This is a genomic window from Citrobacter freundii complex sp. 2025EL-00176, assembly GCF_053309355.1.
In genome coordinates, this window is sequence record NZ_JBRYHT010000001.1 from 130,967 (window position 1) to 146,351 (window position 15,385).

General features: G+C 54.4%; 13 protein-coding genes. 5 read left to right on the top strand and 8 right to left on the bottom strand.

Going from position 1 to position 15,385, the window contains the following annotated elements; genetic code table 11:
- Nucleotides 1-3 precede the first annotated feature (3 nt).
- From ACVXHP_RS00670 to cecR, 4 genes are read right to left on the bottom strand one after another with little or no spacing between them, the layout of a single operon-like run.
- Entirely contained in the window at nt 4-1,137 is a 1,134-nt protein-coding gene (locus ACVXHP_RS00670; RefSeq protein ID WP_200007140.1) for an ABC transporter permease, read from the bottom strand.
- Nucleotides 1,130-2,866 carry an ATP-binding cassette domain-containing protein gene (locus tag ACVXHP_RS00675; protein WP_047025519.1) on the bottom strand — a complete coding sequence of 579 codons (1,737 nt, stop codon included), beginning with the start codon at nt 2,864-2,866 and terminating at the stop codon, nt 1,130-1,132. The genes ACVXHP_RS00670 and ACVXHP_RS00675 overlap by 8 nt, the downstream gene beginning before the upstream one ends.
- Nucleotides 2,859-3,854, bottom strand: a complete 996-nt coding sequence (gene hlyD / locus ACVXHP_RS00680) for a secretion protein HlyD (RefSeq protein WP_447570668.1) — start codon at nt 3,852-3,854, stop codon at nt 2,859-2,861. Before hlyD ends, ACVXHP_RS00675 begins: the two co-directional genes overlap by 8 nt.
- Nucleotides 3,851-4,528 (bottom strand): transcriptional regulator CecR, encoded by a 678-nt coding sequence (cecR, locus tag ACVXHP_RS00685; protein WP_447570669.1) that lies wholly within the window; start codon nt 4,526-4,528, stop codon nt 3,851-3,853. The genes hlyD and cecR overlap by 4 nt, the downstream gene beginning before the upstream one ends.
- Nucleotides 4,529-4,749: 221 nt before the next feature.
- Between cecR and rhlE the strand changes: the two genes are divergently transcribed.
- The 4 genes from rhlE to ACVXHP_RS00705 all read left to right on the top strand — a co-directional run bounded on the left by rhlE (nt 4,750) and on the right by ACVXHP_RS00705 (nt 10,589).
- A complete protein-coding gene (rhlE, locus tag ACVXHP_RS00690; RefSeq protein WP_447570670.1) occupies nt 4,750-6,096 on the top strand; it encodes an ATP-dependent RNA helicase RhlE in 1,347 nt (448 codons plus the stop codon).
- Nucleotides 6,097-6,192: 96 nt separating this feature from the next.
- Nucleotides 6,193-8,343: an ATP-dependent DNA helicase DinG gene (dinG, locus tag ACVXHP_RS00695; protein WP_047025523.1), complete on the top strand. Its 2,151-nt coding sequence runs from the start codon at nt 6,193-6,195 to the stop codon at nt 8,341-8,343.
- A gap of 29 nt (nt 8,344-8,372) precedes the next feature.
- Nucleotides 8,373-9,341, top strand: a complete 969-nt coding sequence (gene ybiB, locus ACVXHP_RS00700; RefSeq protein ID WP_447570671.1) for a DNA-binding protein YbiB — start codon at nt 8,373-8,375, stop codon at nt 9,339-9,341.
- A gap of 162 nt (nt 9,342-9,503) precedes the next feature.
- Nucleotides 9,504-10,589 carry a malate/lactate/ureidoglycolate dehydrogenase gene (locus tag ACVXHP_RS00705; RefSeq protein WP_447570672.1) on the top strand — a complete coding sequence of 362 codons (1,086 nt, stop codon included), beginning with the start codon at nt 9,504-9,506 and terminating at the stop codon, nt 10,587-10,589.
- A 97-nt stretch (nt 10,590-10,686) separates the two neighbouring features.
- Here ACVXHP_RS00705 and ybiJ read toward each other — a convergent pair whose 3' ends face one another.
- From ybiJ to mcbA, 3 genes are all read right to left on the bottom strand, one after another.
- The gene (gene ybiJ, locus ACVXHP_RS00710) at nt 10,687-10,947 is read right to left on the bottom strand and encodes a DUF1471 family protein YbiJ (RefSeq protein ID WP_047025526.1); all 261 of its coding nucleotides are present in this window, start codon (nt 10,945-10,947) and stop codon (nt 10,687-10,689) included.
- Between the two features lie 301 nt (nt 10,948-11,248).
- Nucleotides 11,249-11,515, bottom strand: a complete 267-nt coding sequence (locus tag ACVXHP_RS00715) for a DksA/TraR family C4-type zinc finger protein (RefSeq protein ID WP_072055778.1) — start codon at nt 11,513-11,515, stop codon at nt 11,249-11,251.
- Nucleotides 11,516-11,659: 144 nt separating this feature from the next.
- Nucleotides 11,660-11,920, bottom strand: a complete 261-nt coding sequence (gene mcbA, locus ACVXHP_RS00720; protein ID WP_047025527.1) for a DUF1471 family periplasmic protein McbA — start codon at nt 11,918-11,920, stop codon at nt 11,660-11,662.
- 211 nt (nt 11,921-12,131) lie between these two features.
- On the opposite strand from mcbA, the gene rlmF reads away from it, so the two are divergent.
- The gene (gene rlmF, locus ACVXHP_RS00725) at nt 12,132-13,058 is read left to right on the top strand and encodes a 23S rRNA (adenine(1618)-N(6))-methyltransferase RlmF (RefSeq protein ID WP_047025529.1); all 927 of its coding nucleotides are present in this window, start codon (nt 12,132-12,134) and stop codon (nt 13,056-13,058) included.
- Here the strand turns inward: rlmF and ybiO are convergent.
- Entirely contained in the window at nt 13,055-15,292 is a 2,238-nt protein-coding gene (gene ybiO / locus ACVXHP_RS00730; protein WP_447570673.1) for a mechanosensitive channel protein, read from the bottom strand. The genes rlmF and ybiO overlap by 4 nt on opposite strands.
- Nucleotides 15,293-15,385: the final 93 nt, after the last annotated feature.

The following is a 15,385-nucleotide window of genomic DNA, read 5'->3' on the forward strand; positions in this document are numbered from 1 at the left end:
CCCTTAATCCAGCCGACGTTTGGTTTTCAGCCACGTCAGGCCAATAAACATTACCGCCGAAGCGATTAAAAACAGCACGTTGATAATCAGCACCACCGGAATGTTTCCCGCCAAAAACAGGCTTTGCAGGGTGCTGACGAAATAGCGAGCCGGAATAATGTAAGTCACCGCGCGGATAATCGCCGGCATGCTGTCTATCTGGAAGATAAACCCCGACAACATAATCGAAGGCAGGAAGGCGGCGTTCAGCGCGACCTGCGCGGCGTTAAACTGATTTCGGGTGATGGTGGAGATAAGCAGGCCCATGCCGAGCGTGCTGAGCAGAAACAGGCTGGTGATAAAAAACAGAATGAGCAACGAGCCGCGATAGGGCACGCCAAGAATAAACACCGACACCAGCATACACAGCAGCATCGCCAGCATGCCTAAAAAGTAATAGGGGATCAGTTTGCACAGCAGCAGCTCGACGCGGGTAACTTCGGTAGATAACAGTGCTTCCATGGTGCCGCGCTCCCATTCACGCGCCACCACTAACGAGGTGAGGATCGCGCCAATCACCGTCATGATGATGGTTACCGCCCCGGGAATAATAAAGTGCTGGCTGATAGCCGCCGGGTTAAACCAGTAGCGGGTCTGCACATCGATTAACGGCTCGAATGATTCCCCGCGATCCTCTGCCCGCTGTTGCTGCCAAATCTGCCAGATACCTTCGACATAACCCTGCACAAAGTTAGCGGTATTCGGTTCGCTGCCGTCGGTGATCACCTGGATTGGGGCGGTGTCGCCGGGTCGCGCCATTTGTTGGGCAAAATCTACCGGGATCACCACCAGGCCGCGAATGCGCCCGGCCTGCATTTTCTCAATCAATTCCTGACGGTTATCGCTGATGGTGGCGTCAATGTACGGCGAACCGGTCATGGTGTGGGTAAAATCCAGCGCCTCTTCGCTCTGCTGTTCAAGCAAAATTCCCACTCGCAGCTTGCTGGAGTCGAGGTTGATGCCGTAGCCGAAGATAAACAGCAGCAACAACGGGATCACCACCGCGATCAGCCAACTGCTGGGATCGCGGACGATCTGGCGCGTCTCTTTTACGCATAGCGCGCGGACGCGTCGCCATGAGAGCGCGGAGTTACTCATGCGTATGCTCCTTATCCCAGTCATTGATTAGCGTAATAAACGCCTGCTCCATGGTGGGGTCCGGTGTGTCGCTATCGGCAGCCTTTGCTTTCAGGTCGTCCGGCGTGCCGCTGGCGATCAGTTTGCCGCGATACACCAGCCCGATGCGATCGCAATATTCCGCCTCATCCATAAAGTGGGTAGTCACCATCACCGTGACGCCTTTTTCTACCATACTGTTGATATGTAACCAGAACTCTCGACGGGTAAGGGGATCAACCCCGGAAGTGGGTTCATCGAGAAACAGGATATCTGGCTCATGCATCAGCGAGCAGGCCAGCGCCAGACGTTGTTTAAAGCCCAGCGGTAGCTCGTCGGTAGCATGGGAGGCGATGCTTTTCAGGCCAAATGCCTCACTCATACGATCGATTTTCTCTTTCTGCGCCCGACCGCGCAGGCCGTAGACGCCGGAGAAAAAACGCAGATTCTGTTCAACCGTCAGGTTGCCGTACAGGGAGAATTTCTGCGCCATATAGCCCAGATGCTGACGCGCTTTGCCGGAACTGACTTTGAGATCCATATCCAGCACCAGCGCTTTGCCGGAGGTAGGAACCAACAGACCGCACATCATTTTAAAGGTGGTGGATTTTCCGGCGCCGTTGGGGCCTAACAGGCCAAAAATCTCGCCGCGCTGGACGGCAAAGTCTACATGGTCGGTCGCGGCAAAATCGCCAAATTTTTTGGTCAACGCTTTGGCTTCGATCACCGTTTCGCCAGGCGTGCCTTCCACGGTATGCAGGATGGCGCCCAGCGGTGACTCTGATGTTCCGGCCCCGCCGAGTAAATCGATAAAAGCATCCTCGAAACGGGGAACGGTTTCGTTGATGGTTATCTCCGGCATACCGTTCGCGTTTTGAATCTGCTGGGCCGTGGCCTCTTTTTTCAGGATCAAACGGACGGATTTCCCCTGAATCATCCCGTCGCTGACCTGCGGCAGTTTTAACACGCGTTGCAACAGTCGGCGGTTATTTTCCTGCGGGCTGCTCATTAAAAAACTGCGTCCGGCCATCGTCTGCGTAAGTTGGGTCGGATCGCCCTGATACAACAATTCGCCTTCGTTCATCAGTAGCACGTCACGACACTGCTCGGCTTCGTCCAGATACGACGTACTCCAGAGGATCAGCATGCCATCCCCGGCCAGTTCATGGACCATTTGCCACAATTCGCGGCGGGATATCGGGTCCACGCCCACGCCTGGCTCATCCAGCAGCAACACTTTGGGTTCGCCGACCAGCGTACAGGCAAGCCCGAGCTTCTGTTTCATGCCTCCGGAAAGCTTGCCTGCCAGGCGTCCGGTAAACGGACCCAGCGAGGTAAATTCCAGCAACCGGGCAAAGGTTTTTTCTCGCACGTCGCCGGTGACGCTGCGCAAATCGGCATAGAGATTGAGGTTCTCCATGACCGTCAAATCTTCGTAAAGGCCAAATTTCTGCGGCATATAACCCAGTACGGCGTGCAGGGCGCTGTCGTCTTTGATGGGATCAAAGCCAATTACCGCCGCACTTCCGGCGTCAGGTTTTAACAACCCCGCCAGCATCCGCATCAGCGTGGTTTTGCCCGCGCCGTCCGGTCCGACAAGCCCGGTCACGTAGCCAGCATGAACGGTACAGTCGAGCGGGGCGACGGCCGGTTTTTCCATTCCGGCAAAGTTTTTCGTCAGCCCATTCAGCGTAATGACGGCGTCAGTCATGCCGTGCCTCATCGCCAAACTGTATTGTTACCGGCATCCCCTGGCGCAACGCATCGTCTGCATCGGTCACCACAATGCGCAGACGATAAACCAGGTCGGTGCGCAGGTCAGGGGTCTCGACCGTTTTCGGGGTAAACTCGGCGGTGGGCGACACGAAGCCAATTTTACCGTGATAAGGCTTGTCCGGGCGGCCATCGGTGTAGAGCAGGATTTCGCGTCCTGGCTGCGCCTGACTTAGATTACGTTCGTCAACGTAGGCGCGAACCCAGACCGGACGCGTGAGTGATAGCGTCAGTACCGTGCCTCCTTCGTTCAGCATGCTACCCGGTTCAACCGCCCGGGTGAGGATCGTGCCGTCAGACGGAGAGGTCAGCGTGGTGTCATGCAAATTCAGCTCAGCCTGCGCCAGCTCAGCTTGTGCTTGTTCGAGCGTGGCTTTCGCCTGTTCAATATCCTGCACACGATTACCGCTGCGATACTGGGCGAGTTTATCCTGCGCGGATTTCAGTGAGGCCAGCGCCTGGTCACGTGATGAACGGGCGTTTTCCAGATCGTTAGCGGAGATGGTGCGGCTTTTCCACAGCCCTACCTGTCGATTGTAAAAGTTCTGCGCATAATCATAGGCGGCCTGCGCCTGTTTGACCGCCGCTGCGGTTTGCGCAATCTCTTCTTCACGATAACCGGCCAGCATCAGATCGTATTGCGCCTGGGCGGCGGCAACATTCGCTTTTGCCTGCATCAGCGCGTTTTCATACGGCGCGTGGTCCAGTTCGCCCAGCACCTGACCGGCGGTAATCGCGTCGCCTTCGTCAACCGCCAGCGTGGCCAGCCTGCCGCCGACGCGAAAACTCAGATTGACGCTACGGATATCGACATTGCCGTAGAGCGTCAGACCGTTATCTTGCCGACTTTGATACCACCACGTTCCACCGGCAATCACGGCAACGAGGGCCGCGATAACCAGCCCGAGAACGACAGGTTTTTTCATGACTCCAGACTCCTTTGCGTTAAACCTTGCAGAATAAGATCGATGTGACAGGTAACGGTGTGCTCAATCAGCGCGGTTTTATCCTCATCAAATTTTGACCAGCCCGTACGCAACAGAATGGTCTCTTTCCCCAGACGAAAGGCCAGAACCTCGCCGAGTATGGCGTGGGTGTGCAGAATCATTTGGGTATCGTTGGCATCGCGACCAGTATAGGCAGCAATCAGGCGCGTCAGGTGGGTATGCAGCGGATTGATAACCTGGCCGTGCACCAGTTGATAAGCCGCGGTGGGTGAAAGCTGTTCGCGCGAGATAAATTTGCTCAGGTTAACGGTGTCGTCCTGGGTTAACAGCATGATCATATTTTTACAGGCGCGCAGGATAAGTTCGCGCATCGCGCCACGATCCGGCTCCGGCTGAGCAAACAGACGTTCGGCTTCTTCTGCATGCGGGCGAAACTGTGAGCCAATAAAATCCGCAATCCACTGTGCGCAGGCGAGGTATAAATCCTCTTTTGAGCCAAAATAGTAGGTGATGGCCGCAATATTTTGCCCGGCCTGCGCGGCGATATCGCGTGTTGTGGCGTGCAGACCATATTCGCCAAACTGCGCCAGCGCGGCGGCAATGAGCTGATTTTTCGCCTGTTCACCTTTGGTTGTCATGGTGGGTGTATTCATGGCACGACTCTGATCTTAATCAATCGATTGATTAAGATTATGACTGATGTGCAACCTTGTCCAGTCCGCGAGGTTATTTTCCGTTGAAGGGATAATTTATGCGGTACATCACAAAAACTGCTACACTCCGCCCCTTCATGACATTGTGGTTTTTGTCATCTCTATTGTGTGTATCTCCCTGAAAACGACACCGGTAACGGTCAGGGGGGTTCGGAGTTGTTATGTCTTTTGATTCCCTTGGTTTGAACCCTGAGATTTTACGTGCCGTTGCCGAGCAGGGTTACCGTGAACCTACCCCTATTCAGCAGCAGGCGATCCCCGCCGTGCTGGAAGGCCGCGATCTGATGGCCAGCGCCCAGACCGGTACGGGGAAAACAGCAGGTTTTACCCTGCCGTTGTTGCAGCACCTTGTGACCCATCAGCCGCATGGTAAAAGCCGTCGTCCGGTTCGTGCGCTGATCCTTACGCCGACTCGCGAGCTGGCAGCCCAGATTGGCGAAAACGTACGTGATTACAGTAAGTATCTCAATATTCGCTCGCTGGTGGTTTTCGGCGGTGTCAGCATTAATCCGCAGATGATGAAGCTGCGTGGCGGCGTAGATGTGCTGATTGCCACCCCGGGTCGTTTGCTCGATCTGGAACACCAGAATGCGGTGAAACTGGATCAGGTTGAGATTCTGGTGCTGGATGAAGCTGACCGCATGCTGGATATGGGCTTTATTCATGACATTCGTCGCGTTCTGGCGAAACTGCCGGCAAAACGCCAGAACCTGCTGTTCTCGGCAACGTTCTCTGACGATATTAAATCGCTGGCCGAAAAGCTGCTGCACAACCCGCTGGAAATCGAAGTGGCGCGACGTAATACTGCGTCCGAGCAGGTGACTCAGCATGTGCATTTCGTGGATAAAAAACGCAAGCGTGAACTGTTGTCACAGATGATTGGTCAGGGCAACTGGCAGCAGGTGCTGGTATTTACCCGTACCAAACACGGTGCGAACCATCTGGCGGAACAGCTGAATAAAGACGGTATTCGCAGCGCGGCGATCCACGGTAACAAATCTCAGGGCGCGCGTACGCGTGCGCTGGCTGATTTCAAATCGGGTGATATTCGCGTGCTGGTGGCAACCGATATTGCCGCGCGCGGCCTGGATATTGAAGAGCTACCGCACGTGGTGAACTACGAGTTGCCAAACGTCCCGGAAGATTACGTGCACCGTATTGGTCGTACCGGCCGTGCGGCCGCCACCGGCGAAGCGTTGTCTCTGGTGTGCGTCGATGAACACAAACTGTTGCGTGACATCGAGAAGCTGCTGAAAAAAGAGATCCCGCGTATTGCAACGCCAGGCTACGAGCCAGACCCGTCTATCAAAGCTGAGCCGATTCAGAACGGTCGCCAGCAGCGTGGTGGCGGTGGTGGTCGCGCTCAGGGTGGCGCAGGGCGTGGCCAGCAGCCGCGTCGTCAGGATGGCGGTGCGCCGAAAGCGAAACCGCGTAGCGGCGAAGGCAAACCGGCAGGCGATAAGCCTCGTCCACCGCGCCGTCAGCGCAGACCATCTTCAGCGCAGTAATTGCGAGCCCGGCCGAAAGGTCGGGCTTTTCTTTTTGCGACACGTTTCAGAAAGTGCCACAATAGTGGCTGTTTATACAGTATTTCAGGTTTTCTCATGGCACTTACGGCTGCGCTAAAAGCGCAAATCGCCGCCTGGTACAAGGCGCTTCAGGAACAGATCCCCGACTTTATCCCCCGCGCACCGCAGCGGCAGATGATTGCTGACGTCGCGAAAACGCTCTCCGGGGAAGAAGGGCGGCATCTGGCGATTGAAGCGCCGACTGGGGTGGGGAAAACCCTGTCCTATTTAATTCCGGGAATCGCCATTGCCCGTGAAGAACAAAAAACGCTGGTGGTGAGTACCGCCAACGTCGCCTTGCAGGATCAGATCTACAGCAAAGACCTGCCGTTACTGCGCAAAATTATACCTGACCTGCGTTTTACCGCCGCGTTCGGCCGTGGGCGCTATGTCTGCCCGCGTAACTTAGCGGCGCTTGCCAGTACTGAACCCAATCAGCAGGATCTGCTGGCTTTTCTCGACGACGATCTGACGCCAAATAACCAGGAAGAACAAAAGCGCTGCGCCAGGCTGAAAGGCGACCTCGACACCTATAAATGGGACGGGCTGCGCGATCACACGGATATCGCTATTGATGACGGACTCTGGCAACGCCTGAGCACCGATAAGGCCAGCTGTCTGAATCGGAATTGTCACTATTATCGTGAATGTCCTTTTTTTGTCGCCCGTCGTGAGATTCAGGAAGCCGAAGTGGTGGTAGCCAATCATGCGTTGGTGATGGCCGCCATGGAAAGTGAAGCTGTTTTGCCGGAGCCGAAAAACCTGTTGCTGGTGCTTGATGAAGGTCACCACTTGCCGGACGTTGCGCGCGATGCGCTGGAGATGAGTGCGGAAATCAGCGCCCCCTGGTATCGACTGCAGTTGGATCTGTTTTGTAAGTTAGTGGCAACCTGCCTGGAGCAGTTTCGCCCCAAAACCACGCCGCCGCTGGCCAATGCCGAGCGTCTGAACGGCCACTGCGAAGAACTGTATGAACTGATTTCTTCACTTAACAATATTCTTAATCTGTATATGCCCGCCACCCAGGAAGCAGAACATCGTTTTGCGATGGGGGAACTGCCAGCGGAAGTGATGGAGATTTGTCAGCGCCTGGCGAAGCTCACGGAAATGCTGCGCGGTCTGGCGGAACTGTTCCTCAACGATCTCAGCGAAAAAACCGGCACCCACGATATTGTGCGTCTGCATCGGGTAATTTTGCAGATGAACCGGGCGCTGGGTATGTTCGAGGCGCAAAGCAAGCTGTGGCGGCTGGCCTCGCTGGCGCAGTCGTCAGGCGCTCCGGTGAGTAAATGGGCGACGCGTGAAGTGCGTGACGGGCAGATCCACGTCTGGTTCCACTGCGTGGGGATCCGCGTGAGCGATCAACTGGAAAGACTGCTGTGGCGCAGCGTACCACATATTATCGTTACCTCCGCCACGTTGCGCTCGCTCAACAGCTTCTCACGTCTGCAGGAGATGAGCGGGCTGAAAGAAAAGGCCGGTGACCGCTTCGTCGCACTGGATTCTCCGTTTAATCATGTCGAGCAAGGCAAAATTGTTATTCCGCAGATGCGCTACGAACCGTTGATGGAGAACGAAGAACAGCATATCGCGGAAATGGCTGCCTATTTCCGCGAACAGCTGGAAAGCAAAAAGCATCAGGGCATGCTGGTGCTGTTTGCCAGCGGTCGGGCGATGCAGCGTTTTCTTGAGCACGTCACCGATCTACGTCTGCTGTTGCTGGTACAGGGCGATCAGCCGCGCTATCGTCTGGTGGAGCTACACCGTAAACGGGTCCAAAATGGTGAGCGCAGCGTGCTGGTGGGTCTGCAATCTTTTGCCGAAGGTCTGGATTTGAAAGGCGACCTGCTGACCCAGGTGCATATTCATAAAATTGCCTTTCCGCCAATCGACAGCCCGGTAGTGATCACCGAGGGCGAGTGGCTGAAAAGCCTAAATCGTTATCCTTTCGAAGTTCAGAGTTTACCGGCCGCATCGTTTAATTTAATCCAGCAGGTCGGGCGACTCATTCGTAGCCATGGCTGCTGGGGGGAAGTGGTTATTTATGACAAGCGTTTATTGACCAAAAACTACGGCAAGCGTTTACTGAATGCGTTACCCATATTTCCGATAGAGCAACCTGCTGTGCCAGACGTTATAGTAAAACCAAAAGAAAAAGCGAAACCCACGCGCCGCCGCAGGCGTTAACGATGTGAGCAACAGGCAAGGAGTTATCGATGGATTACCGCAAAATCATCAAAGAGATTGGGCGAGGGAAAAATCACGCGCGTGACCTGGATAAGGATACTGCTCGCGGACTGTATACCCATATGCTAAACGGCGATGTACCGGATCTAGAGATGGGCGGCGTACTGATTGCGCTACGCATTAAAGGCGAGGGTGAAGCGGAGATGCTGGGCTTTTACGAAGCGATGCAGAACCATACCCTTCGCCTGACGCCGCCGGTAGCCAAACCCATGCCGATTGTTATTCCCAGCTATAATGGCGCGCGTAAGCAGGCGAATCTGACCCCGTTGCTGGCAATTTTACTGCACAAGCTGGGCTTCCCGGTGGTGGTGCACGGCGTCAGTGAAGATCCTACCCGCGTGCTGACAGAAACCATTTTCGAACTGATGGGCATTACGCCAACGCTGCATGCGGGGCAGGCGCAGGCAAAACTCGATGGTCATGAGCCGGTGTTTATCCCGGTGAGCGCGCTGTGTCCTCCGCTGGAGAAACAGCTGGCGATGCGCTGGCGAATGGGCGTGCGTAACAGCGCGCATACGCTGGCTAAACTCGCCTCGCCGTTTGCTGACGATGCCGCGCTGCGTCTTTCCAGCGTGTCACATCCGGAATATGTATCGCGCGTGGCGAAATTCTTTGGCGACATCGGCGGCCGCGGTCTGTTGATGCACGGTACCGAGGGCGAGGTGTATGCCAACCCGCAGCGCTGCCCGCAGATAAGCCTGATCGATTCCTCCGGCGTGCGCGTATTGCACGACCGCCAGAGCGAGATGCCTGACGAACCGGTACCGCTGCCGGTGGCGAAAGATCCGGAAACGACCGCGCGCTGGATAGAACGTTGTCTGGCCGGTAGCGAGCCTGTTCCGGCATCGTTGAAAATCCAGATGGCGTGCTGCCTGGTGGCAACCGGCGAATCTTCCTCGCTGGCGGAAGGCCTGGCTCGCGTCGAGCAAAGCGTCTAATTCTCTGCTTTTCCCGACAGGCCATTTACCAGTCCTGTCGGTTCATCCTTTGCAACAACGTGAAATTTCTGCACGTTTATTGATCTCCTGACTGCCGTGGCGCAGCATAGTTTGTTGAAAAATAAGAAACACAACAAACACGCAATACAACAGGAGATAACAATGAACAGTGGACATCGCTTCCATGTGCCAACGCTGCACGCCTTTATTCAGGCCATTTTTCACCAGATGGGAAGTAACGAGCAGGAAGCGCGGCTGGTGGCCGATCATCTGATTGCCTCTAACCTCGTCGGGCACGACTCCCACGGTATCGGCATGATCCCAAGCTATATTCGCTCCTTCTCGCAGGGACATCTGCAGATCAACCGTCATGCCAAAGTGGTTAAAGATGCGGGAGCGGTGATTACGCTTGATGGTGATTGCGCATTTGGTCAGGTGGCGGCACATGAGGCCATTACGCTTGGGATTGAAAAAGCGCGCCAGTATGGTATCGCCGCCGTGGCGTTACACAATTCGCACCACATCGGACGCATTGGTTACTGGGCGGAACAATGTGCGGCGGCAGGTTTTGTCTCGGTACACTTTGTGAATGTGGTGGGCATCCCGATGGTCGCACCGTTCCACGGCCGCGATAGCCGTTTTGGCACCAACCCTTTCTGCGTCGTTTTTCCGCGTAAAGATACCTTCCCGCTGTTGCTGGACTATGCAACCAGCGCTATCGCCTTTGGCAAAACCCGCGTGGCATGGCATAAGGGGGAACCGGTGGCTCCGGGATGTCTGATTGATGCCGAGGGTGCACCGACCACCGATCCTGCGGTGATGCAGGTCTCTCCGCTGGGTTCGTTGCTGACCTTCGCCCAACACAAAGGTTATGCGCTGGCGGCGATGTGCGAAATTATGGGCGGCGCGCTTTCTGGCGGTAAAACCACACATGAAAAGAGCCTGCAGACCAGTGCGGACGCCATCATTAACTGTATGACCACCATCATTATGAACCCAGAACTGTTCGGCGCGCCGGATTGTGATAACCAGGTCGCGGCATTTGCTGAGTGGGTAAAAGCGTCCCCGCATGCCGATGACGCCCCAATCCTGTTGCCTGGTGAGTGGGAGGTAAATACGCGTGAGGAACGGCTGGAACAAGGTATTCCGCTGGATGCCGGAAGCTGGCAGGCAATTTGCGAGGCGGCGCTGCAAATAGGGATGCCCGACACCGTGTTACAGGAATTCCGTCAACGGCTGGAACAGTAGGCAAAAAAAAGCCCGTCCAGTGGCGGACGGGCAAACAAAGGGTAACAAACAGGGTCAATGAGGGTTGGAGCATTGGGTCGTACAGGTAATCTTTCGGTTATTTATAGATAACCGCGGTGCCGCTCATTTTGTCTTTGCCGATAGCGGAAGTGATGCTGTAACCCGTAGCACCGGCAGCGGCAGCTTTCTCAGCCAGTTTTGCTTCCAGGCCATCCAGCGTAGTGGCGCCATCAGCAGAGACCACACCTACTTTATTCATGCTTTGTGCCTGAGTGGAGGAAACCGGCTCGGCAGCGAAAACGCCAAATGACAGGGTAGAAAGGGCGATGGCAGCAACAGCAAATTTGATATTTTTCATGATTAATCTCTCGCAGGTTTGTTCTGTTAGTCAGTGTTCTGTTTAGAAGACGTTGTTCCGTCGATGTGAGAAGTATCACGTTTTTTTATGCGAGAGAAAATCGAATAGAATTGACGGCATCAATCAAAAAAATTGAATGACAAATAACTTATTGAATATTAATAAATTCGAAAGCGGGATTTACAGTTCTTGTCACTGCGCTTTACAGAGAAAGCGGCAACGGCACATTTTGCTACACAGTATGCGAAAAAGCGTGCTCGTAAAGGAAATCGTCTGCGCTGAAACTTTTGGTAAAGATGAGTCAACGTAGCTGGCTGTCTTTCGAACCTCTGCGATTATATCCTGAAAATGCTGCGCTATGTGAATCTTTATCCTGCTGACAGGCGATACATAAGCGTACGCCTGGCACTGCCTCACGTCTGGCTTGTGGGATAGGGTTGCCGCATTCTTCGCATTCATACAGACTTTCCCCGGTCGGTAATTCACCGCGGGCGCGGGCAACAGCATCTTCAATAGTATTGTTGATCTGCTCGTTAACAGCGTCGTCATTTGCCCATCCGGATGCCATATATACCTCCTGCCATTGTCTACAGGATAAGTATAGCGAATATGATGGCTGAAAAACGACCACGCATCAGCGGTATCAGCTTTCAGACCATTCGCGCAGGAAACTGCATTCGGGACGAATGCAGTTGGGCTGAAGTGAAGGGAGTTACTTATAGATAGTGGCGCTGCCGTACATCTGGTTTTTACCGCCCGCAGAGTTAACGACAAAGCCTTTTGCGCCTTGCTCTTTTGCTTTCTCTGCCAGCTTGTCTTCGAGATCGCTCAGGTTAGAGGCGCCGGTAGCAAATACTGTACCAGAGGCCTGAAGCTGACCGGTTGCTGGGCTGGTGTTGGGCTGTGCAGCAAAGGACGCAAACGTCATACCGGTTAGTATGGTAGCGGCAAGTAATGTGAGGCATTTCTTCATGGTGATATCCTCTGAGAAACAACAGATGGTGCCTGATAAGTTTAGGCCGCCTGCGGATGATATTTACCGCAAAAAATTGATGATCAGTCGTCTGTTTTTTGAACGATTCATTCGCCGTGAAACCGGCATAAAAAACCAAATTTCCTTCAGGAGTGTGTTTACCGCGTGGCGTTATGCGGGTATCTTACGCCGCTGTTAAAAGGAGAATACTATGTCCCCCCAGAAACCGGGATTACACCCACGCAACCGCCACAATGGCCGTTATGATCTTGCGACTTTATGCCAGGTTACGCCCGAGTTGACGCAATTTCTCACCCTCACGCCCGGCGGCGAGCAGAGCGTTGACTTCGCCAATCCGCAGGCAGTGAAGGCGCTCAATAAAGCACTGCTGGCGCATTTTTATGCGGTCAAAAACTGGGATATTCCAGACGGTTTTCTGTGCCCGCCGGTTCCTGGCCGTGCGGACTACATTCACCATCTGGCCGACCTGTTAGGTGAAACGACAGGAACCATTCCGACAAATGCGAGCGTACTGGACGTGGGAGTAGGGGCCAACTGTATTTATCCGCTGATTGGCGTGCATGAATATGGCTGGCGATTCACCGGCAGCGAAACCAGTAGCGAAGCGTTTAACAGCGCTCAGGCGATCGTTAATGCCAATCCGGGGTTAACTCGCGCAATTCGTTTGCGCCGTCAGAAAGATGTTGCCTCAATCTTCAACGGTATCATTCACAAAAATGAGCAGTATGAAGCCACAGTGTGTAACCCGCCATTCCATGATTCTGCGGCCTCTGCGCGTGCCGGAAGCGAACGTAAGCGTCGCAATCTGGGTCAGGATAAAGATGATGCGCTGAACTTTGGCGGACAGCAGCAGGAGCTGTGGTGTGAAGGCGGCGAAGTGGCGTTCATCAAGAAAATGATCGCCGAAAGCCAGGCCTTTGGCCGTCAGGTGATGTGGTTTACCACGCTGGTTTCGCGCGGTGAGAATTTACCTCCGCTGTACCACGCATTAACGGATGCGGGCGCGGTGAAGGTGGTTAAGAAAGAGATGGCCCAGGGGCAAAAGCAGAGCCGCTTTATTGCCTGGACCTTTATGGATAACGATCAGCGTCGTCGTTTTATGGCGCGTAAACGCTAAAGCGTTGGCTCCCCTGGCGGCAGTTGTTCGCTTGCCGCCGACGATGGGCCATTCACCGGTGCAGGCAAGACCTGATACGTCTGTACCGGGGCGCGTACGTTGGCCAGATCGAAGTGTTTCTTCACCTGGCTGTCGAGCGCGAAACGTACCGTCCACTGTTTCAGCGGCAGGGTAGTAAATGAGACCCTTAGCGTGAAAGCCGTATTGGTTAACCCGACGATCCCGGCAAACGACGGCTCGCCGATAATAAGCCCGCGAATATCTTCCTTTTCCATCAGCGCAGCAACAGCGTCTTTCAACGCCTGATTGGCTTTATCCGCATCCTCATGACGGTCAACATCGTAATTGGCGACAACCGATCCAATGCCACGCACAAAGTTGGCGAAGGTGGTTATCGATGACCAGGGAATGATATGGTACGCCCCGGTATCCTGACGCACACCTACAGAACGAATGGACATCCTTTCAACCGTACCGGTGAGCGGACCGATAGTGACTAAATCCCCGGTGTTCATACCATTTTCGAACTGGATGAAGATCCCGGTGATAATGTCTTTTACCAGCGTTTGCGAGCCGAAAGAGATCGCCAGACCCAGCGCCCCGGCCCCGGCCAGCAAGGGGGCGATATTGACGCCAATTTCGGACAGCACAATCATGATGGTGATGGTACTGATAATCACCGCCAGCGCATTGCGGAACAGCGTTAATAGCGTACGGGTACGGGCGCTGGGGAGCGGGCGGCCATGAATATCGGAAGCCAGACGATTCTCAATCAGGCTGGCAAGGATCGTCCAGCCAATGGCGGAGAAGAAAAGAATCAGCGCGATACGAATCAGGATATCCACCGTTTTCTCTCCGGCGCCGTAATGCAGCCAGTTCCAGAAGTCGAACAACCCCCAGGCATTGAGCAGCAGCATCACCGCCACGCACACCGTCAGGATCCGGGCCACGCTTAACGCCGTCGACAGCCAGCCATTCAGCCGTTTTTGTAATTCCGGATAGCTGCGCTGGGTATGTGGCGACAGGGTAATCGTTTTGGCTATCCAGCGCGAAAGCATGCCGGAAACAAAGGCGGCGATGCCGATAATCACCAGGCTGCGTAACGTTGCGCCCATCATGAATTTCAGACTGTTGCCAGGATCAAACAGCGAGAAGAAAAACAGCACAATGAAGTAAGCGCTGGCCAGCCAATGCCATACCAGCGCGAAGGCGCGGATAAACAGGCTGAAAAAGGCTAACGATCTTTCCGCCAAATTGAGCAAATGCTGCGTGATCTCTTTCTTATTTCTGAAAATCAGATACAGCGCCCACAGCGTGATACACAGCATGATGATGACGTTTGCCATTGCACCGACCTGCACGTTGACCTGATTTGAGATAATAGGAACGGCAACAATCAGTCCATAACCAATCAGGCTGCTCAATGAACTCAAACGGCGATTCCAGTAGCGCGCGCCAGCATCCTGAATGTTAAACGGGCGTAGCTCCGCTACCGTGGGGCAAAATATCAGACGTAAAATAGCCTTGAAGAACTCAATCAGCGCAAAGGCATTGAGGAACAGACTTTGCTGGAAAGCGATGGTGCGGCTCCCGGCGTTCATTCGGTCGCTCAGAATCTGCCCTATGAACAACGTCAGCGCCAGCAGCAATAGATCGATAATAAATGCGCCGACGATCATTGCCGGAAGCTGTAGCCAGTTGCTGCGCTCGCGATTTTTCCGTCGCGCCCATTGCCCCATTTTGCGATACAGCGGCAGCGCGCACAGGCGAATCAGCCAGTAAAACCCAAACACCGACGCTGCCAGCATTAAAAAATGGGTCAGGGCATTGGTGAAGGTTTGTGGGTTAAAGGTTTTATGCGGGGCGTCGGTGATGTTGCGGTAAAGCTGGGCAAAGCGGTCGGAAAGAACTTCACCGTAGTGACGACTGACGTCTGTCACGTTTTCCAACACCGTTTTTTCTTCAGTGAGCGTGGGGGGGACAATCACCGGCACGGGGTCGGGAGGGGGCGTTGCCGCGACTTTGCGTAGTTGACCAATCAACTCCTGGCGCGATGCTTCATTGTCCAGGACGTCAGCCAGCGCGGCGTAAGCGGCTTTCTTTTGCTCAACATCAGGCTCTTTTGCGGGTGTGGTTTGCGGGTCGGCTGAAGTCGAAGTTGTGACACCGGGTATCGTCACCGCGTGAGACGGTATGCTCAGCAGACAAAAGAAGACCAACAGGATCCAGCGCATGACTCCTCCCATGAGAAATAAATTCAAAAGGATAAGTATAGATGCCAGGGCGCAAGAGAATTGAAATGAGAGGATTCTGGTGAAAACCTCCCT

Excerpts from the sequence above, each read along its gene's own strand:
- rhlE (WP_447570670.1), top strand. The coding sequence starts at position 4,750 with ATGTCTTTTGATTCCCTTGGTTTGAACCCTGAGATTTTACGTGCCGTT.
- ACVXHP_RS00715 (WP_072055778.1), bottom strand. The coding sequence starts at position 11,515 with ATGGCATCCGGATGGGCAAATGACGACGCTGTTAACGAGCAGATCAAC.
- rlmF (WP_047025529.1), top strand. The coding sequence starts at position 12,132 with ATGTCCCCCCAGAAACCGGGATTACACCCACGCAACCGCCACAATGGC.
- ACVXHP_RS00670 (WP_200007140.1), bottom strand. The coding sequence starts at position 1,137 with ATGAGTAACTCCGCGCTCTCATGGCGACGCGTCCGCGCGCTATGCGTA.
- dinG (WP_047025523.1), top strand. The coding sequence starts at position 6,193 with ATGGCACTTACGGCTGCGCTAAAAGCGCAAATCGCCGCCTGGTACAAG.
- hlyD (WP_447570668.1), bottom strand. The coding sequence starts at position 3,854 with ATGAAAAAACCTGTCGTTCTCGGGCTGGTTATCGCGGCCCTCGTTGCC.
- ybiB (WP_447570671.1), top strand. The coding sequence starts at position 8,373 with ATGGATTACCGCAAAATCATCAAAGAGATTGGGCGAGGGAAAAATCAC.
- ybiO (WP_447570673.1), bottom strand. The coding sequence starts at position 15,292 with ATGCGCTGGATCCTGTTGGTCTTCTTTTGTCTGCTGAGCATACCGTCT.
- ACVXHP_RS00705 (WP_447570672.1), top strand. The coding sequence starts at position 9,504 with ATGAACAGTGGACATCGCTTCCATGTGCCAACGCTGCACGCCTTTATT.
- cecR (WP_447570669.1), bottom strand. The coding sequence starts at position 4,528 with ATGAATACACCCACCATGACAACCAAAGGTGAACAGGCGAAAAATCAG.
- ACVXHP_RS00675 (WP_047025519.1), bottom strand. The coding sequence starts at position 2,866 with ATGACTGACGCCGTCATTACGCTGAATGGGCTGACGAAAAACTTTGCC.
- ybiJ (WP_047025526.1), bottom strand. The coding sequence starts at position 10,947 with ATGAAAAATATCAAATTTGCTGTTGCTGCCATCGCCCTTTCTACCCTG.
- mcbA (WP_047025527.1), bottom strand. The coding sequence starts at position 11,920 with ATGAAGAAATGCCTCACATTACTTGCCGCTACCATACTAACCGGTATG.